General features: G+C 58.6%; 21 protein-coding genes. 15 read left to right on the forward strand and 6 right to left on the reverse strand.

The window, feature by feature from the left end:
• Nucleotides 1-304 (forward strand): sugar nucleotide-binding protein (locus tag WX88_RS06595; protein ID WP_046243571.1); only part of this gene is annotated, 304 nt, incomplete at its 5' end.
• 204 nt (nt 305-508) lie between these two features.
• Nucleotides 509-3,910, forward strand: coding sequence for a preprotein translocase subunit SecA (gene secA, locus WX88_RS06600; protein ID WP_046243572.1), 3,402 nt, complete (start codon nt 509-511; stop codon nt 3,908-3,910).
• Between the two features lie 99 nt (nt 3,911-4,009).
• Here secA and WX88_RS06605 read toward each other — a convergent pair whose 3' ends face one another.
• The 5 genes from WX88_RS06605 to WX88_RS06630 form a co-directional block, all read right to left on the reverse strand.
• Nucleotides 4,010-4,354, reverse strand: coding sequence for an energy transducer TonB (locus WX88_RS06605; protein WP_156175976.1), 345 nt, complete (start codon nt 4,352-4,354; stop codon nt 4,010-4,012).
• Between the two features lie 336 nt (nt 4,355-4,690).
• The gene (locus tag WX88_RS06615; RefSeq protein WP_231590651.1) at nt 4,691-5,011 is read right to left on the reverse strand and encodes a hypothetical protein; all 321 of its coding nucleotides are present in this window, start codon (nt 5,009-5,011) and stop codon (nt 4,691-4,693) included.
• Nucleotides 5,012-5,087: 76 nt separating this feature from the next.
• On the reverse strand, nt 5,088-5,996 hold the full coding sequence (tssD, locus tag WX88_RS06620; protein WP_046243576.1) for a type VI secretion system tube protein TssD: 909 nt from the start codon (nt 5,994-5,996) through the stop codon (nt 5,088-5,090).
• Nucleotides 5,997-6,161: 165 nt separating this feature from the next.
• Nucleotides 6,162-6,557 (reverse strand): hypothetical protein, encoded by a 396-nt coding sequence (locus WX88_RS06625; RefSeq protein ID WP_046243577.1) that lies wholly within the window; start codon nt 6,555-6,557, stop codon nt 6,162-6,164.
• Nucleotides 6,558-7,240: 683 nt separating this feature from the next.
• Nucleotides 7,241-7,684, reverse strand: a complete 444-nt coding sequence (locus WX88_RS06630; protein WP_046243578.1) for a hypothetical protein — start codon at nt 7,682-7,684, stop codon at nt 7,241-7,243.
• Nucleotides 7,685-7,854: 170 nt separating this feature from the next.
• Here WX88_RS06630 and deoC point away from each other — a divergent pair, with 170 nt between their 5' ends.
• From deoC to WX88_RS06695, 13 genes are all read left to right on the forward strand, one after another.
• A complete protein-coding gene (deoC, locus tag WX88_RS06635) occupies nt 7,855-8,523 on the forward strand; it encodes a deoxyribose-phosphate aldolase (protein ID WP_046243798.1) in 669 nt (222 codons plus the stop codon).
• Between the two features lies 1 nt (nt 8,524).
• Complete coding sequence (locus WX88_RS06640) at nt 8,525-9,070, forward strand: hypothetical protein (protein WP_046243579.1); 546 nt, start codon at nt 8,525-8,527, stop codon at nt 9,068-9,070.
• Between the two features lie 255 nt (nt 9,071-9,325).
• Nucleotides 9,326-10,513, forward strand: a complete 1,188-nt coding sequence (locus WX88_RS06645; protein ID WP_046243580.1) for a M20 metallopeptidase family protein — start codon at nt 9,326-9,328, stop codon at nt 10,511-10,513.
• A 137-nt stretch (nt 10,514-10,650) separates the two neighbouring features.
• Nucleotides 10,651-11,460 carry a hypothetical protein gene (locus WX88_RS06650; protein WP_046243581.1) on the forward strand — a complete coding sequence of 270 codons (810 nt, stop codon included), beginning with the start codon at nt 10,651-10,653 and terminating at the stop codon, nt 11,458-11,460.
• 298 nt (nt 11,461-11,758) lie between these two features.
• A complete protein-coding gene (locus WX88_RS06655) occupies nt 11,759-12,295 on the forward strand; it encodes an Hsp20/alpha crystallin family protein (protein ID WP_046243582.1) in 537 nt (178 codons plus the stop codon).
• Nucleotides 12,296-12,535: 240 nt separating this feature from the next.
• Complete coding sequence (locus tag WX88_RS06660) at nt 12,536-14,038, forward strand: Do family serine endopeptidase (protein ID WP_046243583.1); 1,503 nt, start codon at nt 12,536-12,538, stop codon at nt 14,036-14,038.
• Nucleotides 14,039-14,547: 509 nt separating this feature from the next.
• Entirely contained in the window at nt 14,548-14,985 is a 438-nt protein-coding gene (locus WX88_RS06665; protein ID WP_156175979.1) for a hypothetical protein, read from the forward strand.
• Between the two features lie 76 nt (nt 14,986-15,061).
• Nucleotides 15,062-16,666, forward strand: a complete 1,605-nt coding sequence (gene amaB / locus WX88_RS06670; protein WP_082115884.1) for an L-piperidine-6-carboxylate dehydrogenase — start codon at nt 15,062-15,064, stop codon at nt 16,664-16,666.
• A gap of 326 nt (nt 16,667-16,992) precedes the next feature.
• Entirely contained in the window at nt 16,993-17,571 is a 579-nt protein-coding gene (locus WX88_RS06675; protein WP_046243585.1) for an RNA polymerase sigma factor, read from the forward strand.
• 132 nt (nt 17,572-17,703) lie between these two features.
• Nucleotides 17,704-18,480, forward strand: a complete 777-nt coding sequence (locus tag WX88_RS06680; RefSeq protein ID WP_156175980.1) for a hypothetical protein — start codon at nt 17,704-17,706, stop codon at nt 18,478-18,480.
• Nucleotides 18,477-19,724 carry a hypothetical protein gene (locus tag WX88_RS06685; RefSeq protein ID WP_046243587.1) on the forward strand — a complete coding sequence of 416 codons (1,248 nt, stop codon included), beginning with the start codon at nt 18,477-18,479 and terminating at the stop codon, nt 19,722-19,724. Before WX88_RS06680 ends, WX88_RS06685 begins: the two co-directional genes overlap by 4 nt.
• A 131-nt stretch (nt 19,725-19,855) precedes the next feature.
• Nucleotides 19,856-20,359, forward strand: coding sequence for a PPC domain-containing DNA-binding protein (locus WX88_RS06690; protein ID WP_046243588.1), 504 nt, complete (start codon nt 19,856-19,858; stop codon nt 20,357-20,359).
• A gap of 121 nt (nt 20,360-20,480) precedes the next feature.
• Complete coding sequence (locus WX88_RS06695) at nt 20,481-20,975, forward strand: PaaI family thioesterase (protein ID WP_046243589.1); 495 nt, start codon at nt 20,481-20,483, stop codon at nt 20,973-20,975.
• Between the two features lie 13 nt (nt 20,976-20,988).
• Here WX88_RS06695 and WX88_RS27280 read toward each other — a convergent pair whose 3' ends face one another.
• Nucleotides 20,989-21,384, reverse strand: a complete 396-nt coding sequence (locus WX88_RS27280; RefSeq protein ID WP_052732420.1) for a hypothetical protein — start codon at nt 21,382-21,384, stop codon at nt 20,989-20,991.
• Between the last annotated feature and the right edge of the window lie 74 nt (nt 21,385-21,458).

The raw sequence follows: 21,458 nt of genomic DNA on the forward strand, positions 1-21,458 counted from the left end.
CACCTACGTGCCCGATTTGGTGAATGCGTCGCTGGACCTGCTCCTTGATGAAGCCGCCGGCATCTGGCACGTCACCAACCACGGCGCTTGTACCTGGGCCGAGCTGGCGCGCGCTGCCGTAGAGCGCGCTGGTCTACCGCCCGATTTGGTAGTGCCGCGCCCCATGTCCGACTTCGGCCTGGCCGCGATGAGGCCGCCGCAAAGCGTGCTGGTGAGCGAGCGGGGCATGGTGCTACCTTCTCTGGAACACGCCCTGGGCCGCTGCGTGGCTGAGATGGAGCGGTACCCAATATTTCCGGGCTGAAGCAGAGCGAAGGTTGAGGTTCGCACCCCGGCAACGTTTGCCTATTTTTGTAACGTTTCGGAGGCGCGAACCCCAACCCTTGCTTTACTGTTACACCGCTTGTGCTTCTGCCAAGGTGTCGTAAATTTTGTTTTGGGACGGTTTTAGCAGAAGGCTCCGTAAATTTGGGGTGCGCTTCGGCGCTATTCGCTAAAAAACTACCTGATGTTTGAATTCCTAGGCAAGACCGTCGCCAAAATATTTGGCTCCAAGTCGGAGCGCGATTTAAAGGAAATCGTGCCCTACGTGGCGCTGATTAATGCCGAATATGCCAAACTGGCCGGTCTGACCGACGACCAGTTGCGCGACCAAACCACGACCGTGCGGGCCCGCATCGACGAGCGTCTCGCCGGCATTGATGGGCAGATTGCCGGTTTGCACCAGCAAATCGACAGTCAGCCCCAGCTCGATGTCGCGGTGAAAGAGCAGCTGTTCGAGCAAATTGACGCGCTGGAAAAACAGCGCAATAAAGACCTTGAAGTAGTTCTGCTTGAGGTCCTGCCGCAAGCCTTCGCCATCGTGAAGGATACGGCCCGCCGCTACAAAGAGAATGGCCAGCTGGTGGTGACTGCCACCGACTACGACCGGGAATACGCCACTCGCAAGGGCAACGTCACCATCCAGGGCAACCAAGCCATCTGGGCCAATAAGTGGCTGGCCGGCGGTGCCGAAATCACCTGGGACATGGTGCACTACGACGTGCAGCTCATCGGCGGCGTGGTACTACATCAGGGCAAAATCTCCGAGATGGCCACGGGTGAGGGTAAAACCCTCGTTTCAACCCTGCCTGCCTTTCTGAACGCGCTGTCGAGGCGCGGGGTGCACTTGGTGACGGTGAACGACTACCTGGCCAAGCGCGACTCCGAGTGGAACGCGCCGTTGTTCGAGTTCCACGGCATCACCGTGGATTGCATCGACAAGCACCAGCCCAACACGCCGGAGCGCCGCGCTGCCTACCAGGCCGACATCACCTATGGCACCAACAACGAATTCGGCTTCGACTACCTGCGCGATAACATGGCGCGCGACCCCGAGGAGCTGGTGCAGCGTAAGCACCACTTCGCCATGGTCGACGAAGTAGATTCCGTGCTGATTGACGATGCGCGGACGCCGCTCATCATCTCCGGCCCGGTGCCGCGCGGCGACGTGCACGAGTTTTATCAGCTCAAACCGCGCATTCAGCGCCTGGTTGACGAGCAGAAGAAGCTCGTGCAGAACTACCTCGTGCAGGCCCGCAAGCTCATCGCTGAAGGCAAAACCGGTGTGGAAGAAGGCGACAAAAACGGCGAGGGCGGCCTGATGCTCTTCCGTGCCTATCGGGGTTTACCCAAGAGCAAGCCGCTCATCAAGTTCCTGTCGGAGCCGGGTGTGCGGGCCGTGCTGCAAGCCACCGAAAACCACTATCTGCAGGACAATTCCCGGCAGATGCCCAAGGCCGATTTGCCGCTGTTCTTCACCATCGATGAGAAGAACAACCAGATTGAGCTGACTGAGAAAGGCATCGATTTGATTACGGCCCAGGGCGAAGACCCGCACCTGTTCATCATGCCCGACATCGGGGCCGAAATTGCCGTTATCGAGAACAACAACACGCTCTCGGCCGAAGACAAGCTCCATCAGAAGGACAAGATGATGAGCGACTACAACGAGAAATCGGAGCGGGTACACACCGTGAACCAGCTGTTGAAGGCCTATACGCTGTTTGAGAAGGACGACCAGTACATCCTGACCGACGACGGCAAGGTGAAAATCGTGGACGAGCAAACTGGCCGCGTAATGGAAGGCCGCCGCTATTCTGACGGCTTGCACCAAGCCATTGAGGCCAAGGAAAACGTGCGCGTAGAAGACGCCACCCAGACCTACGCCACGGTGACCCTGCAGAACTACTTCCGCATGTACCACAAGCTGGCCGGCATGACCGGCACGGCCGAAACCGAAGCCGGCGAGTTCTGGGAAATCTACAAGCTCGACGTGGTGGTGATTCCTACTAACCGCGCCATTTCCCGCAAGGACTCCGACGACCAGGTATACAAAACGGTGCGCGAGAAGTATGCAGCTATAATTCAGGAAGTTCAGAAGCTGGTGGAGGCCGGCCGCCCTGTTCTGGTCGGTACGACATCCGTCGAAATCAGCGAGCAGCTTAGCCGAACGCTAAGAATGCGCGGCATCAAGCACCAGGTGCTGAACGCCAAGCAGAACCAGCGCGAGGCCGAGATTGTGGCCGCCGCTGGTTACCCCGGTACCGTGACCATCGCCACCAACATGGCCGGCCGGGGCACCGACATCAAGCTGCGTGAAACCTCGCGGGAGGCGGGTGGTCTAGCCATCATCGGCACGGAGCGCCACGAAAGCCGCCGCGTCGACCGCCAGCTGCGAGGCCGCGCCGGTCGCCAGGGCGACCCGGGCACTTCGCAGTTCTTCGTGAGCCTGGAAGACAACCTGATGCGCCTGTTCGGCTCCGACCGGATTGCGAAGCTGATGGACCGCATGGGCATGGAAGAGGGCGAAGTCATCCAGCACTCGATGATTACCAATTCCATTGAGCGCGCCCAGAAGAAGGTGGAGGAAAACAACTTTGGCACCCGCAAGCGCCTGTTGGAATACGACGACGTAATGAATGCCCAGCGCGAGGTGGTGTACAAGCGCCGCCGCAACGCTCTGCACGGCGACCGCATGGAAGTGGATATCCTCAACATGATTTACGACGTGAGCGAGGAACTCGCCGCCGGCCACAAAATCACAGGGGATTTCGAGGATTTCAAGCTGTCCATCATCAAGGTATTTGGCTACGATACCTACCTCACGGCGCAGGACCTCACGGGCCTGCAACTGCCGCAGCTCACCCAGAAGCTGTATGAGGAGGCGCTGGGCTACTTCCAGAGCAAGAACGAGCACATCGCCTCGAACTCGCTGCCGCTGGTGAATGACCTGCTCAACAACGGTGCGCCCTACGAGAATATCGCCGTGCCTTTCACCGACGGCAAGAAACAGGTGCAGGCCATTGCCAACCTGCGCAAGGCCCAGGCCACCGGCGGCCACGACATCCTCCGCCAGATGGAGAAGGTAGTGGTGCTGTCGGTAATCGACACGGCCTGGACCCAGCACCTGCGCCAGATGGACGACCTCAAGCAGGTGGTGCAAAACGCGGTGTACGAGCAGAAAGACCCGCTGCTTGTGTACAAGTTCGAGTCGTTCGAGCTGTTCAAGCGCATGATTGGCAAAGTGAACCAGGAGACGACGTCCTTCCTGTTCCACGCCGACGTGCCGGTGCAGCAAGCTGCCGTGGGCACCAACGCCGAGCCCGACTACTACCTCGAAGACGAGGAGCCCCAGCCCCGCCTCACCGTGGAGCACGAGAGCAGCCTCAACTCGCTGGGTGCCGGCCCCGAAGACATGGGCCCCAACGATGTGCCTGCCGTGAAGCAAACTCCTATGCGCAGCCAGAAGGTGGCCAACCGCAACGAGAAAGTAAGCGTGCAGTACATGGACGGCCGCGTGGTGCGCGACGTGAAGTACAAAACCGTAGAGCAGGACGTGCTGGAAAACCGCTGCGTGCTGGTGGACTAGATTCGGTCCTTTAGTGAATATAGGAGCGCCCCGGCCGGTTGGTCGGGGCGCTCCTTTTTTGGTGGGTAAGTCGTAGCCTTTATACCACGTTCCGTTTACTTAGTTCGGAAGACCGAAGCGAGCCGAGAGCCCGACCACGCTGGGCACGGTCTTGCCCTTTACTTGCGCGGGCTGCCAGCGGGGCATAGCCAATACCTTGCGCTTAACTAACGCATCGCACCCCGGCCACGCGTTGTCCATGCCTTTGAGAATGCGCACGTCTTTAACCCGGCCGTCAGCTCCGATTAGAGCATCCACCAGTGCAAACCCCGTAATATCGTAGTTGCCCGGCCAGGGACTACGCATCCGCATGTACTCCTGAAGCTCTCCCTTGCGGTGGCCGAAGCGGGCTAACTGGTCCCACATCTTTAGGCAGGGAATACCGCCGGCCAGCAGTGTCCACATACGTGCGGCTAAAGAAACCGCCTGCTGCGTCGCGGCAATGAATTTCCTTTGGTCGGCCCGTAGCATCGCGGCTGGTGAAGCAGGTTCCGGCTGGCTGCGCCGGTTTTGTTTGGTTCGGCTGGCAATGGGGGCTGGCGGCCGACAAGCACCAGGCCAATAAGCCCAGGCCAAAGCTAGTGGGCATGGCGGTTGGCGTTGAAAAGGGCCTCAGTCCCCATTGGTTGATTTGGGTTTGCAGCAGGATGGTATACTCTGGACTCAGTCATATAGCAGCCATGCACCATAAGTAGCATCTCGCGTTTATTCTCGCCTTGTCGGCCCCAATGAGCACGATACCTAGAGGGAGAGAGCAACCTTATTGGAAGAGACTCCTTTATACAGAAAGCGTGCTTCGAACTGTTCGCCTTTGCGGAGGCGGAATAGCGAAGCAGGAAATTCCAGTCCGGCAGTAGTAACTTCTCCGACTAGCTCATAGCTCCACGATTCGCCACTCATTAATAGATGAATGTCGGGGTCGGGGATACGAGGGGTAATAATGTGTGTCCGTTCGGGTGTCACTTTATGACCGGCTGCTTCCTCGATTTGCAACCCCCAATACTCCGCTTTGCGCGAGCGATTAGAGAAAGGCAATTCGCGCAAAGCGTCACTGTTGTTCACGAAGGTGATGGAAAATGTGACCTGGGTTTCTGTTCGGGAACACGTCAATCTGATTTCCATCCATTCCCAGGTTAACTTATTGGTTGTCGTAGCTTCCATCGATTACTTGCTGTAATTGTTTTTCGGTTTCAACATAGCCTTCGTAACTCAATCCTAGCTTGGTGGAGTGGGTTAGCAAAGCTCTTTTTGCATCATACTCCCACGCATCTACTACAGTACCATCTTCCAGTATCTTGCTTTCTAGGTGATTATTCAAGTGCTGCAATGCATGAAATGCTTCTTCGAAGAAAGCAGCCACATTGGGTGGGTGCAGGAGGTAAATAGTTCGAGAGTGCTGTGCGTAAATGCCTACTGCGTCACTATCGAATAGCTTCAATTCTGCTACTGGCGTTCCAATTTCAAACTTTACCCCACGTCTTTCTAAATACCCCATCCACAGGGCCATGCGGCGGGGCTCTACTGGGTTGGTAGGTTCTTCATACCCACGCTGGGGTAATTCAGCAGTCAGTTTTGAGATGGATGACGAGGTTGTATTATCATTTACTTCCTGCTTCAACTCAACTGGGGTGCCGTGCTCGCCGGGGACCGGGGTCACGAAGGTCGTGTCGGGGTCGCCGGGGTGCCAGGTCCAGCCGTCGGGGTCGGCGAGGACGACGTCGCACACGTAGGCGCCCAACTCGGTGTTGCCGGCCCGGAAGTCCTCGTCGTAGCCCACGCAGTAGGCGGCCGGCAGGCGCAGGGTTTCGAGCACGCGTCCCTCGGCGTCGCGGAAGCGCAGGGCCGCCGCCAGCCGCTTCCGCGGCTCATTGCCCCAGTCGGAGAGAATGTCAACTTCGGGCACGTCGAGCGTCAGCTTCACGGCGCCGCGCCGTATTTTTTCGATGATGCGCCCCCGCGCATCGGTGGCCTGCGTGGCCTGGTAGGTGCAGTGCAACACGGGAAAGCAGTAGCCCTCGACGTGCAGCTCGGCTGAAAAGGAAGCCATTAGATAGGAGGATGGGTAGAACCGTCAGGCGCAGCATGGTGCTGGGGCTGCGAAGGTACAAGAGACTGGTACCCACCAGCCGGACGCTGGACGCGGCAGTAGGCACTAAAAAAGGCCCGCCGCATGTGCGACGAGCCTTTGCTGAGGAACAGTGGCCGGCTTCGGCTATGCCTTGGGGGGCTTGGGCAGCTTCGCGGCCTTGGGGGCCTGCGGCGAATCATCTACCGTAAACCCGTAGTCGCCCATTTCGCGCAGGCGGTCTTTGCCCAGGTTGCCTTGCAGGGCTTTGGATGCCCGCTGGGCCAGGGGCAGGACGGCGGCCACGATGTTGTCGCGGATTTCGTAGAGCTTTTCCAGGCGCGCTTCCAGCGCCTTGGCTTCGTCGTGGGCGGCCTGAGCATTGGGTACCTTGGCGGACGCGGCGAGGAGTTCGGAAGCCAGCTCGCCCACGAGGAGCGAATTGGGGCCTTTGTCGATGATGGCCTTCCCAATGGCGGCCGTTAGCTTCAGCACGCCGGGGGCGTCCTTGGCGGTGGGTAGTGGAATGCGGGCCTGGGCCATAAGAAGGGGTAAGCCGGTGAAAGTGAAACCAGAATGCTTAAATGTAGATAGGAAGGGTGGGCTTGCAATACGACCCCGCCGCAGCCTCGGCGAGGGTAGTTAAAGCCTCGGCGGGGGGCGCTGAATCTTCGGCGAGGGTAGTTGGAGCGTCAACTACCCGTGCTGAATCTTCGGCGGGGGTAGTTGACGCTCCAACCCGGCGGGTTTAAGGTTCGGCGCGGGTAGCTGAGGCGCCAGCCCGGCGAGTTGTGCTTTGGGCAAGGCGGGCTGAGGGTGCCGCGCCGGGAGGAGGGGCAGGCACCGGCCCGCCGCGCAGGTCGTGGTGACGAAGCGGGCGGGTGCCGGCAGACTACTTCAGTCCCCATCAGGCTCGCCCGCCGGGGGCAGCGCCACGTCCTCAATAAACTTGAACGTCTGAACACGCAGAAACTTGCTGGCGTTTTCCATGACGGAGGTAGTGGCTCAGAAGTACAGATACGGCAGGGTGTTGGGTGACACAAACGATGAAGAGGGAAATGCCGCAGGGTATTTCCCTCTTCATCGCTACTAGAGCGGTTTCGGAGTGGGTATATCGTAACGCGGACTTGTAGTCCGCGCGTCAGCTGGTCAGGCGGACTCGCGGACTACAAGTCCGCGTTACAGCGTGGGTGTACACAGACCCCGAAACGGCTCTAGAAATGGTTTTACACGCGCCGCGGAGGCTGGTGCTGGTGGTCCTGGCTGTCGGCCAGCCACCCGCGGGCGGCGGCCTCATCACTAAAGAAATAGGGGTAGAACTCGTGCTGGGCCTGCTGGCGCAGCAAGGTTTCGGTGCCGATGCTTTCGATTTCGGAGCGGTGGCGCTCGTCGGCTACGCAGGCTACGAACACCGGCGAACCCAGTACCGAAACTACCTGCTGCGCGAGCAGCGACTGAAGCCAACTGAGCAGCAGCGGCGAGAACTCCCGTTGGGTGCACAAGTCCAGTAGCCAAAACCGGCAGCGGTTGTGGTGCAGGGCGGCGCTCAGAAATTCCTCTTGCGGGGGGTAGAGGCTGTGGTCGGCCACATCGCGCAGCCAGCGGCCCAACAGAAGATTGGGGGCCGGTTCGTAGGTGAGGGCAAATACGTCGGAGAGTACGTCAATCATCGGCATCGGTAGAAAAGGGGGTGAGCGGGAAAAGTGCGGCTGTCGGGCTTGGCTCCGGTAATATTAGTGCAAGCCGTTAGACTTCTGAATGGTTCAAAGACAGGAAGTGGCGCTTTACTGGCTGGTCCACAAAGTGCCAAATGGGCCGCATCCCGCGCTACCTTTGCCCCATGACCCTCGCTGCCCGAATTGACCACACCCTGCTGCGCCCCGATGCCACGGAAGCGCAGATAACCCAGCTCTGCGCCGAAGCTGCTGCCCACGGCTTCGCCAGTGTGTGCGTGCCGCCCTGCTACGTGGCCCTGGCCGCCGAAAAACTGGCCGGCACCGACGTCGCCGTCTGCACCGTGATTGGCTTTCCGCTGGGTTACGCGGCCAGCAGTGTGAAGTTCAAGGAAGCCGAAGTGGCGCTCTACGACGGAGCCACAGAGCTTGATATGGTTATCAACATCTCGGCCCTGAAATCGGGCCGGACTGAGGTCGTGCAAGCCGAAATCTTGGACATTGCCGATTTGTGCCATGTGCACCAGTCCCAACTCAAGGTCATCATCGAAACGGCCCTACTCACCGAGGCAGAGATTGAACTGGCCTGTCAGCTGTGCGTAGCGGGCGAGGCCGACTTCGTGAAAACCTCCACCGGTTTTGCCAGTCGCGGCGCCTCGGTGGCCGACGTGGAGCTGATGCGCCGCGTTCTGCCCGAAACCATACGTATTAAGGCGGCCGGCGGCATCCGCACCCGCGAAGCCGCGCTGGCCCTGGTGGCGGCCGGCGCCGACCGCATCGGCTCCTCCAATAGTCTGGCCCTGATTACCTCAACCGATGAACCGACCGCTGCTTAAGATGCTCCTGGCCCCCCCATTGCTGCTGCTGGCGGCTTGCGCCAGCACGGCCCAGGCCCCGCGCACCAGCGCCTCCGCCGACACCACGCTCAAGAAGCCCAGTGCTTCCACTAGTGCCGCCGCCCCCATACCAGCCGAGGACATGAGCAAGTACCGGCCCGTTTTCGCCGCGCCCAAGGCTGCGCCGGCACCCCCCGTGGCGCCCGTCAAAACCGTGGTGCCGCCCACCAACCACGTAAACGCGCAAATGGAGCAGCGCCTGCGCGACCAGGCCTACACCAACCAGAACGTGAAGTATGCCCAAGGCTACCGCATCCTGGTTTATCTGGGCATCGAGCGCGACAAGGCAATGGCCATCCGCCGCACCATCATCGGCCGCTACCCCGACGAAACTGACTACATCACCTTCAAATCACCCGTGTACCGCCTCTACATCGGCGACTACCTCACCAAGCTGGAGGCCGCCCGCGGCTTGGCCAAGCTCCGCGGCCTAGCCCCCAAGCTGGAGCTGGAAGCCATGCAGGTGCAGCTAAACAAGAACCCATAAAGCAGAACGAAAACTCCCCTCCTTACCAAGGAGGGGACGCTGGCGCGCAGCGCCAGCTGGGGTGGTTGTAGGCGTCGAACGGATACCTGAATAAACCCGCCGAAGCCGCTAACACCTGAAAACACCAGGAGCACGAGTTGCCCCAACATCGCTACCAACGCCGACCTTCGGTTCAAGAATTTATAAATACCCGCCGTTGCCGCATCCGCGCCAACATCCCCTCCTCCCGCACGAGGGGCGTTTTTATGTAATCTCATGCCCGAGCTTCTTTCGCAAATTCAGCACCTCGCCGCCCAGTACGCCGCCGATACCGTGGCCCAGCGCCGTCACCTGCACGCGCACCCTGAGCTGTCGTTTCAGGAAACCAACACCGCTGCGTTCGTCACCCAGGAGCTAACCCGGCTAGGCCTGCATCCCCAGTCCATTGCCACTACCGGCGTAGTAGCCCTGATTGAAGGCCAGCCCGGCGGCCCCACCATCGCCCTACGCGCCGATATGGATGCCCTGCCCATTCAGGAAGCCAACGACGTGCCCTACAAATCGACCAACCCCGGTGTGATGCACGCCTGCGGCCACGATGTGCACACGGCCTCCCTACTGGGCGCCGCCCGCATTCTCAATGAGCTGAAGAGCGAGTTCCAAGGCACTATCAAGCTCATGTTTCAGCCCGGCGAGGAGCGGCTGCCGGGGGGCGCCTCGCTCATGATTAAGGAGGGCATACTGGAAAATCCGGCAGTGACGAGCGTGCTCGGGCAGCACGTGTTTCCGCACCTGCCAGCCGGTAAAATCGGGCTACGCTCCGGCCGCTACATGGCCAGCACCGATGAATTGTACCTGACCGTGCGGGGCAAAGGCGGCCACGGCGCCATGCCCGAAATGAACCTCGACCCCGTGCTGGTGGCCGCTCACCTCATCGTGGCCGCCCAGCAAATCGTGAGTCGCCGTGCCAACCCCAAAATTCCCTCGGTGCTGAGTTTCGGTAAGGTCATCGCCAACGGTGCCACCAACGTCATCCCCAACGAAGTGTACATTGAAGGTACCTTCCGCACCCTCAACGAGGAGTGGCGCGATGAAGCTCACCAGCACCTGCGCCGCCTCTGCGAGGGCCTGGCCGATAGCATGGGCGCCGTGTGCGACCTAGAAATCCGCCGTGGCTACCCCTACCTCGAAAACGAGCCCACTCTCACTGCCCGCGTCCGCACCGCCGCCGAAGAATACCTCGGCCCCGAAAACGTAGTGGAGCTTGATCAATGGATGGCTGCCGAGGACTTTGCCTACTTCTCCCAGGCCGCGCCCGCCTGCTTCTACCGCCTCGGCACCCGCCACGAGGATGGCCGCTTTGCCTCCTCGGTCCACACGCCCACCTTCGATATTGATGAAAAAGCCCTGGCCACCGGCCCCGGCCTAATGGCCTGGCTAGCCATCAAAGAGCTGAAAGAATAACCCGTGGCGCGGAGCTTCGCTCCGCGTCGCCGCGCCACCAGGTGATAAAACCGCCGCATCACCACGCTAAGGTTCCCGCGCCGCATGCCCCACGAACGGCGCCCAAACGCGGAGCAAAGGCTCCGCGCCACTTTCACATGACAAAATATTCTACTCTCATTCTCCTGCTCCTCGTCGCCTGCCTGGCTCCGTCCGCGCACGCCCAAACCCGCCGCACGGTCTACGGCCTGCAGCTGTGGCCCGAGCTCCAGGCCGAGCTGGCTCTGCCCGGCAACGACTACCTCCTGCTAGCAGTGCGGGGCCAACAAGAAACCGATAACAACGACTTCAACGACCCCGACCGCGTGCTTGGCTTCGACGTGCGGCGCGTCACCGTGGGCTACGAGCATTTTTGGAATGAGCACTGGAGCATCGGCGGCACGCTGGGCTACCTTTCGGCCAACAGCAATTACATTTTGGTACCCGAGGTGCTGCTGCGCCACCGCAGCTCCATTGGCCCGCTCACTTTCGGCCAGCGCCTCAGCCTAGAGCGCACCTTCCCGAGCCCCGCCGGCGCCAAGGGCCAAACCAACGCCCGCCTGCGCGTCGACCTGGAGAAAATATTGCCCCTCGGTCATGTTGCGCTACGCCCCCGCCTGAGCTACGAAGCCCTGACCCACGTGCGCCTGCTCAAGTCCGATACCGACCCAGACGAGCGCACCATTCAGTTTACCAGCCTGCGTGGGGAGGTCGGCATGCGGATCAGTAATCGGTTTGATTTCACGCCGTGGTTTGCTTACCAAACCAACTACAACTTCGGCCTGGCCCAAACCGACGTCAATGGGAACGTAACCATTCCAGCCGGACGCATCAATTCCGTGTCGCCGGTATTAGGGCTGGATGTGCGCTTCACCTTCCTGCAAGGCCAGGATGCCAGCACCCGGCAGCAACTGCCCACGCAGCACTAAAGCGGTTTTGGCGGTAGCGCGGACTCAACAAGTCGGGGTAAAGCCTGCAGGATGCAGCAGGAAGTTGTTTTGTTGTGACATAATGACGGAACTTGATTTGTCATAAATAGTGTCTTTACGCAACTGAATTGACGTTTTGGTTCGGCGTGCTGTCGAATTTGCATAACGACTTTGTTGAAATAAAGACAAAATGTCTTTATTCGATATTGTAGCATGATTGGTACAGATTTTAAGGAAGAGGAGATGTACCGCAGCGCGGTACACTTTATCTACTAACCTTAATCCAAATACTAACACCATGGCTACTTTGCTGTATAACACCCGCCCGTCCCTGCGTCCTAGCCGTGCCCTGAGCACGATGCTCGCCGACATGCTCCGCGACTCGCAGGCTCCCACTACTCAGCCCACGCTCACTTTCATTCCCGCTGCTGACATTCTTGAAACTGCAGAGGGCTTTGAGCTGCACCTTGCCTTGCCCGGCCTGAAAAAGGAGGCTGTGCACATTGAGTTCATCGACGGTCAGCTGATGATTTCCGGCGACCGGCCCAACCCCACCGCCGCCGTTAAAGAAGCTGCTGCCACCGCTACCGAAGCGAATACTATGGAAGTCAACACTGCCGACGAAAATAAGCCGGCCGTGGTAACCTCGGAAGCGCCGGCCGCTCCCAGGTTCCACCGGACCGAAACCAACTATGGCTCCTTCACCCGCAGCTTCCGTCTGCCCGACACGGTGAACGTGAAGGCCATCAGTGCTGAACTGAACGATGGTATCCTGCGCGTGGTCCTGCCTTTCGACACTGAAAAAGTGACCAAGCAGCACATCGAAATCCGTTAATTGTGTCAGGTTTTGCAAAAAAGGCACCTGCTAAGGTGCCTTTTTTGCGGGCCCACGTGTTGCATAACTATCCTATCTCACTTGGCCTGTTTTCTGCTGAAAGCAACCTTAGAGCACGAAAGCGCATCTTTCGGACGTTACCATAAAAATAACTTGGTTTGGCTCATCCGGTTTTCATCCTCGGAACGTTAAATTAGGCTCTCCATTTACTCTATTAACCCTTTTCATTTTCCCTTACCCATGCAAGCAAAACAAATGATGCTCGGCCTGTTTGGTTCCGCTATTTTGGGCGGCGGCGTGGCCGTGGGGGGGTACAAGCTGCTGGAGCCGGCCCCTGTGGCGCCCCAGGCTGTGGCCGCCGACCCCCAGGTGCGTTACACTTCTGAGATGCGTAGCAGCACCTATGCCGTGCCCGAAGGTTTGAACTTCGTGGCCGCCGCCGCCGCCGTTACCCCAGCCGTGGTACACGTAATGACTGAATATGCCGCTCCGGCCGTTGACCGCCGCCAGCAGCAGATGGACCCTTTCCTGCGCCAATTCTTTGGCGACCAGTTGGAGCAGTTCCACGGCCAGCAGCCGCAAGGCGGGGGCCAGGGCTCGGGCTCGGGTGTGATTATCGCCGCCAACGGCTACATCGTCACCAATAACCACGTTATCGACAAAGCCTCCAAGATTGAGGTAGTGCTCGACGACAAGCGCAAGTTCGACGCCGAGTTGGTGGGCGCTGACCCTAATACCGACCTGGCCGTGCTGAAAGTGAAGGCCGACAACCTGCCCTTTGTGAAGTATGGCAACTCCGACGACGTAAAAGTGGGCCAGTGGGTGCTGGCGGTGGGCAACCCCTTCAGCCTGAACTCGACCGTGACGGCCGGCATCATCTCGGCCAAAGGCCGGAACATCGGCATCCTCAACCGCAAGGACAACATGGGCTTGGAGTCGTTCATCCAGACCGACGCCGTGGTGAACCCCGGCAACTCGGGCGGTGCCCTCGTGAATCTCAACGGCGACCTCATCGGCATCAACTCGGCTATCGCCTCGCACACGGGCAGCTACGAAGGATATTCTTTCGCCATTCCCAGCTCGCTGGCCAGCAAAGTAGTCGATGACCTGCTGAAGTATAAGGTAGTGCAGCGCGCCCTCCTCGGCGTGCAAATCCAGGAAGTGGATGCCAAGCTGGCGTCGGAGAAGAAGCTTAACACTCTGAATGGCGTGTATGTGCAGGGCCTGACGGAGGGCAGCGCGGCCTCGCAAGCCGGCCTGAAAATGGGCGACATCATCACCCGCGTCAATGGTGTGGCGGTGAACACCTCTTCGCAACTACAGGAGCAAGTGGCCCGCTTCCGCCCCGGCGACAAGATTAAGGTGAACTACCTCCGTGGTGGCAATCCCGGCGAGGTAACGGCCGTTCTGCGCAATGCCACCGGCACCACGGCCGTGGTTCGTGGAGAGGAAACTTCGGCTGCCATCAAGTACGAAGGGGCTACGCTGGCTGCCTTGCCGGCTCGCGAGCAAGCCAAGCTGGGCCTAGAAGGTGGTGTCAAAATCAGTGGCATCAAGGGCAGCAACTTCCGCGAAACGGGCATGGCTGATGGCTTCATCATCACCCGCATCGACAAGAATCCGGTGACCAAGCCCGCCGATGTGAAGCGCTACCTCGACGAAGCCCGTGAGAATTCGGGTGCGTTGGTTGAAGGTGTGTATCCCGACGGCCGCAAGGCTTACTACCCCATCGGACAGGAATAATAGATTCGCCAGAAGCAGTCATATTTCTGGCTTCTCCAAATCATAAAAAAGGCTCCGACCTGATGGTCGGAGCCTTTTTTATGGGGCATTGGTAAATGACAAACCTTCTTCAATGCTCAACTCATATTGTTCAGCCGCAGGATGCCGACCCAGCCTGCGAAATTGACTGGTTGGAACGAAACCGTCAGTGTAGCCTTCTAAAGGCGGTTTAGTAGTTACTTTTAGGTGTTAAGCCTTGATTGTCCGAGCACCATACATGTCAATTTAGAGCAGTTCTCAAGTTAGTATGATGTCATCAGACTCCTCTCTTTTGAAGAGGGGCCGGGGGTGAGGTTGCTCCAGTTGCACGGCGTACACCGACCTGCGAACCACTATAATCATCTCGCCTAGGAGCCGGTATGCTGAAAGGCATAAATACTTTATCAGAGTGGTATGGCCAGCATAGTGGAGCTAACCTATTCTTCGCTATTATCGTATTTAAGAGATGTTTATGCTAACGCTTTCCGACTGTGCCTCCTTTCCCAGCCGCTACGTTTTCATTAGAGTATCGCTCTGATTTAGGAATACTTATTGGACGGTGGCTGCAAGCATTGCCCCCGCCCGAACTGCAGGGTACCTATCAGGCCATGCTGGCGGCGGCCAAAGTCCACAACAATTGCCGCTTCTGGCTATTAGACCTGCGTCGCCGTCCCTTAGCGGGTCCCAACCTCAATGAGTGGTTCCGCGACCAGTTTTCACCACAGATATCCGCTGCCCTGGACGGGCCGCTGTTCATCGCTTATCTGGCTGGGCCGCACCAGCGCGCCGCCGCTGAAAGCGCCGAAATGGAGCTGCACCTGCGCCACGCGGCCAGCCTCGACTCTTATCCCTTGTTTTTCGACGATGAAGCGGCCGCCGTCACTTGGCTGCAAGACCAACAGGAGCGGGCTGGGGTTCGGGTAGCTTAGGTGCCAGCCCAACTGCTTGGGTTGGCTACTGGGGCCTTGCTACCTTTGGGGACCCGTACCCACCCCCATTACTCTCATGAAGCAAGCCCTCGAAGAAGCGACTGCGCCCGACTTGACCGTGGCGCATCCCCACGAAGACCCCCACGGCATTCAGGATGTGCTGCGCCAGCTGGGCGTGGAGGCCGATAATGCCGCCTATAGCACGGGCCGCACCTGGGGTGGCCGTCATAATGCTGAACGTCGCGTCATCAACGCGCCCGCCGACGGCCGACGCATTGCCAGCGTGGCCTTCGCTACTACCGACGACTACGACACCGTAGTGAAAGCCGCCGAAGAAGCCTTCAAAACCTGGCGCCTGGTGCCCGCGCCCAAGCGCGGCGAAATAGTGCGCCAGATTGGCAACAAGCTCCGCGAATACAAGGAGCCGCTGGGCAAATTGGTGAGCACCGAGATGGGTAAAATCCTGCAAGAAGGTCTGGGCGAAGTGCAGGAAATGATTGATATCTGCGACTTTGCGGTTGGTCTTTCGCGCCAGTTGCACGGCCTCACCATGCACTCGGAGCGCCCGGCGCACCGCATGTACGAGCAGTATCATCCACTGGGCATCGTAGGTATTATTTCGGCCTTCAACTTTCCGGTAGCCGTGTGGAGTTGGAACGCTATGCTGGCCGCCGTGTGCGGCGACGTGAGCATCTGGAAGCCCTCCGAAAAAACGCCGTTGACGGCCGTGGCTGTGCAGCATATCATCCGCCACGTGCTGGCCGAGAATAATATCGCCGAAGGAGTATTCAACCTTGTGATTGGCGGGGCCGATATTGGAGCCGCTATGGCTGCCGATAAGCGCGTACCGCTGGTGTCGGCCACGGGCAGCACCCGCATGGGCCGCAAAGTAGGGGAGGTGGTAGGTGCCCGCCTGGGCCGCGCCTTGCTCGAGCTGGGCGGCAACAATGCCATTATCGTTACCAAAAATGCCGACCTCGATATTGCTATTCGCGCCATCGTATTTGGGGCCGTGGGCACGGCTGGGCAGCGCTGCACCAGTACCCGCCGCGTTATCATTGAAGACAGCATCTTTGAGGAGGTGAAAAGTCGTTTGCTGGCCATTTATCCCAAACTGCCCATCGGCCACCCCTTGCAGGAAGGCACCCTGGTAGGCCCGCTGATTGATGCCGATGCGGTGAAGCTATTCGAGGATGCCCTCACGCGGGTGCAGGCCGAAGGTGGCAAGCTGCTCACCGGCGGCCAGGTGCTGAGCGGCTCCGAGCTGCATGGCGGCCACTACGTGCAGCCCGCACTGGTGGAGGTTAAAAACCACTACCACACCGTGCAGGACGAAACCTTCGCCCCTATTCTGTATCTTATCAAGTACAGCGGCGACGTGAACAACGCCATCGAATTGCAGAACGACGTTCGCCAGGGCTTATCAAGCAGCATCTTCACTCTGAACATGCGCGAAGCCGAAGCCTTCCTGGCCGCTAATGGCTCCGACTGTGGCATTGCCAACGTGAACATTGGCACGAGTGGCGCCGAAATCGGCGGTGCTTTCGGTGGTGAGAAAGAAACCGGCGGTGGGCGCGAATCCGGTTCCGACGCCTGGAAAATCTACATGCGTCGGCAGACCAATACCATCAACTATTCCACGGAGCTGCCGCTTGCCCAGGGAATTAAGTTTGATGTGTAAGTATCGGATTAAGCCGCATGTTACTTGAAAGAATAGCCCCATCTGATACTTAATTCAGGTGGGGCTATTTTCTCAAATAAGCTGTCGAACTTTTTGGCCGCCATAGCAAGAAGTAGCAGCGCAACGCCCCAGACAACTGTTCACTCCAGTTTTATAACAAGAGTTGAAAAAAGATGCTGAAAACAATAGGGACAGCTATAGTGAGTGCGGAATAAGCATAAGTCTGTTATTTTTGACAAGTTGCTCAGCAGGAATCCTTGCAGAGGCTGCAACCCCGTTCAATCTGCTGCATCTTTAGCCGCAATCACTCCTATCTGCTTTTCTGCATGGAAGCCCTCAGTCTTTCCGCCTACGTTGACATAAATGCCCCCCTGGTAGAGCGCTGCCGCCTGAATGACCGCCAGGCCCAGGCTGAAATTTATCGACGCTATTCGAAGGCCATGTTCAACGCGGCATTGCGTATCACCGGCGATTATGCCGAGGCCGAGGACGTGCTCCAGGAATCGTTTCTGAGTGCCTTTCGCGAGTTGAGTGGCTACAAGGGCGACTCTTCATTTGGGGCGTGGCTGAAGCGCATTGTGGTGAATAAGAGTATCAATTGCCTGCGGCAGCGGCGGCTGGCGCTGGTGCCGCTGGGCGAGCAACACCACGACGAGCCGGCCGAAGTGGCTGGTCCCTCGTATGAGGACGAGGCCGACGTTCACTACCGTGCCGACGTGCTGCGCCGCTGCATTCAGGAGCTGCCCGATGGCTACCGCGTGGTACTGAGCTTATACCTGCTCGAAGGCTACGACCACCTCGAAATTGCCAATATTCTGGGCATTTCCGAATCTACTTCTAAATCCCAGTATAGCCGGGCGCGCGTGCGATTGCGAGAACTGGCTGCCCAGCGCGGCCTCAATTAGGTTAATCATTTACCGTTCTTAATTAGTTAAACAAACTTCACTACCCTTCATCCTCCTTCGTCCGGTCGCGGCTTTCAGATATCCCCGCGACCCGCATTGAACCTGGGCGAATTGTGCATCAGCTACTCATTCATGGACACTAAAAAGAATAATTCTCTGGAAAGCTTCGTCGAGCGGCACCGTGCCGATTTCGACACGCACGAGCCGCGCCCCGACCTTTGGGCCGCACTGGAGCAGCAGTTGGCTGGGTCTGCTACGGAGGCCACTACCACTCCTCCTGTGATGCGCCTGCTGGATGCTGCCGAGACTAATAATCCTGTCCCTGCTACGCCCGCACCAGTTCGGGTGGGTTGGTTGCAGCGCTACGGAGTGGCGGCGGCGCTGGCGCTGCTGGTATTTGCCGCAGGTGCCAGCGAGGCCTGGAAATCGAACCAGCAAGCCCCGGATTTAGCTGCGGCTACCGATTTGGTCGATCCGGCTACTGCTACCGGCGCTCCGGACGCTGCCCTGTACCAAGGTGGCAACCCGCTGGCCCTGACCGCAGCCGACCGTACTACTGGGGCCGACAGCCAGCTGGTTCGCGCCGTGCGAGGCATGGAAACCTATTACACCAATCAACTGAGCCGCCGTGAAAGTGAGCTGCGCCAGCTGAGTGGGCCCGGCGTGGCCGGAATGACGGCTGACTGGCAGCGCGAGCTGGTGTCGCTCGATTCGAGCTACCGTAAGCTGAAGCTCGAATTGCCCCACCACCCGCAACCCGACGTGGTACTCACGGCCATGAACCGTAATCTGCAAATTCGCCTCGATATTCTCGACCAGCAGCTGCACTTGGGCACGACCGCCGAAGTCGACCCTAACCCCAATATCAGCTCTTACGTGCTGGCCGATAGCCGACACTTATCCGAATGAAACAGCCAACCGCTTTCTGGATTGGGCGGGCGTTTTGGGCGGCCGTGCTGGTCATGACTAGGTTGGTAGGGCCTGAGACAGCGCTGGCGCAAAGTGGCCTATGGGTAGAGGTGGGGCCTAGCGTGGCCATTCGGGTGATGACCCCCGAAGAGCGTCGCGCCGCGCAAGCGTTGTTTGAATCAGAGCAGGAACCGGCACCTGACCAAACCGATGAACAAGACAATTCTGCTTTACAAGTGGAGCAGCGGCGCCGTCTCAGCCGCAGCTACGCGGTGCCCAAGGAAGGGCGTGCCTTTTCGCTCGATACACGCTACGGACGAGTACAGGTAAATCCCTGGGGAAAGCAAGAAATCAAGGTAGATGCTGAGCTAGTAGCTCGCTCCGAAACCGAAGGAGGTGCCCGGCAGGTGCTCGATGCCTTAGATGTGCAGTGGCTGGAGTACGATGCCAAAACTGGTGGCGTGGCCGTGAGCACGCTGTTTGGCCCGGCGCTGCGTGCGCGCGCCGGCGGCTGTCGTTACGAGGTAAACTACACTGTGTGGCTGCCTCGCACCACGGCGCTACGCGTGTTCAACAGCTTTGGGGAGGTGAATATCACCGGCGACTTGAGTGGCCCCACCGCGTTGGCCATGGAATATGGAAACCTGCGCACTAACCGCCTCAATGGCCCGCGCAACTTGGTGCGCATCGGCAATGGCGACTGTAGTATTCCGTTTGCCAGCCACGCTAGTATTGATGCCAGCTATGCCCGATTGCGGCTTGGCCAAGGCACGACAGTAGACCTGCGTAATAACTATTCGGATGTGGATATCGGGACGGTGCAGGACCTGACCGTACACAGCAAGTACGGCGACGTGGCCCTGGGCACGGTGCGTAACCTGCGCGGCTCATCGGGCTACTCGCGCTTCACCATCGATAAGCTCGACGAAGCCCTGGATATGGCCCTGCGCTATTGCCCCGATTTTGTGGTACGCGACATGGGAGCCAATTTCCGTCAGGTTAATCTGGATGGTGGCTTCAGCACCATTCGGTTGGGTTTTGCCGAGGCGCCGGGTTTCCGGTTCGATGTTAGTACTGAGCAGGGACAACTGCTGGTTGATAGAAATCTGGTACGGGTCCTGTCGCAGGAAAAGGGCCCGCAGACCAGCGATGTGTTGGGGGTATTTGGTGGCGCAGTGCCCGCCCGCAATGCCGGGAATGTGAATATTAAGGTGCGCTACGGCACGGTGCGGTTCAGCAAGTAGCGAATAGAGAGTGTATGAAAAGAATGTCATGCCGGGCTGGCCGAAACCATTTCGGTAAGCCCGGCATGACGTTCTTTGACGAAATGCAGTTCCCTCGTCTTCTTCTCCTAGTCTTGCTGGCCAGTCCTGTCATGGCCCAAAAACCTACTGCCGTGCCTCCCGCTCAACACTCGCCCCTGAAAACCTACGCCTTGCGCTTACGGCCAGGTGAGGATTTGCGGCAACGACTAACGGCTTTCGTACAATCGCAGCACATTTTGGCGGGCACCATGCTCACGTGCGTGGGCAGTCTCACCGTGGCCACGCTACGGCTGGCGAATCAGGAGGGTCCCTCGGTTTACCAGGGGCATTTTGAAATCGTGTCCTTGGTCGGCACGCTTTCTACCAATGGCTCACACTTGCACCTGGCAGTTGCTGATAGCACGGGGCGCACCATCGGCGGGCATTTGCTCGATGGCTGCCTTGTATACACCACGGCGGAAATTGTGCTGGCTGAGTTACCAGCATTAGAGTTTCGGCGCGAACCCGACCCCACTTTTGACTATCAGGAATTAGTAGTTCATCCTGCACCCGCGCCAAACCCTGCTAATGGTGCCGCAAAAAAAGCACGCATAAGCCAGCAAAATGAGCGTTAAACACAATGGTGCAATACTCCAGTGTTGAGCGTGGCCATAACCGTTGGCCATGTAGCAGCGAGGGGAAGGCCCCCCGCCAACTTTAATAGCCCAGCACTGGTATTAGTCAAGAAAAACTGCTATGACCGTTACCGACTCTCCGCAGGCCGCTGCCTTCCGCCGTCAAGTGCTCAACCCGATGAAGCTGCGGCTGTTTATGCTGCAAAAGCTGCCTATGGCGTGGCTGGCGGGCCTGCGCCTCACCCAACTCACCTCTGAGCAGGCCACCGTCACCATCCGCTTCAAATACCTCACCCAAAATCCATTTCGCAGTATCTACTTTGCTTGCCTGGCAATGGCAGCAGAGTTGGCCAGCGGCATGCAGGCCATGATGCACGTGCAAGCCGGCGGGCCTGTTTCAATGCTGGTGGTGAAGCTGGAAGGGGATTTCACCAAGAAAGCAGTGGGCCTAATTTCCTTCACCTGCCCCGATGGTCCGCGCATTGCCCAAGCCATTGCCGAGAGCCGTACCACCGGCGAAGGCCGCACCGTAGAATGCACCAGCACTGGTGTAGATGAGGCCGGCGACGTAGTAGCCACTTTCCGCCTCACTTGGTCGTTTCGGGCAAAGCGGTAGCAGTAGCAGTAGCCTATTGGCTTGGACGCTGGAGCGTTTGTAAAATCAGGTCTAGTTTGCTGTTCATTCCTGCTTGTCCATCCTCTAGCCCGATAAGCTGCGATTTCAAGCTTGATACATCGGTTTTCATGTCAGCCATATCAACTTTCAGGCTGGCCACATCAACCTTTAAACCGGTCACGTCGGTTTTTATGTCGGCTACATCAACTTTTAAGCTGGCTACATCGGTTTTGATTTCGGCTTGCTCGCTTAGCAGAAAGCAGATATTGTCTCCTTGTTGAGCGACTGCCGTGGTTAGGCGGCCGACGGCGCCATTCAACTGCTTGAGTTGGTAGGTGTGGCGGTCCAAAACAGTCAGGGCCTCGCACAATAGTGGTTCTAATTGATTGAGGCGGTCGTCGGCGTTCATCGGAATAGGTTGATAGGGGAGCGGCTACCCGAATTTAGGCAGGAATCATTGAAAAGCTGGGGCGTGGTCAGGGT

Origin of the sequence: Hymenobacter terrenus (assembly GCF_000972495.1) — a bacterium.
Taxonomy (GTDB): Bacteria; Bacteroidota; Bacteroidia; order Cytophagales; family Hymenobacteraceae; genus Hymenobacter; species Hymenobacter terrenus.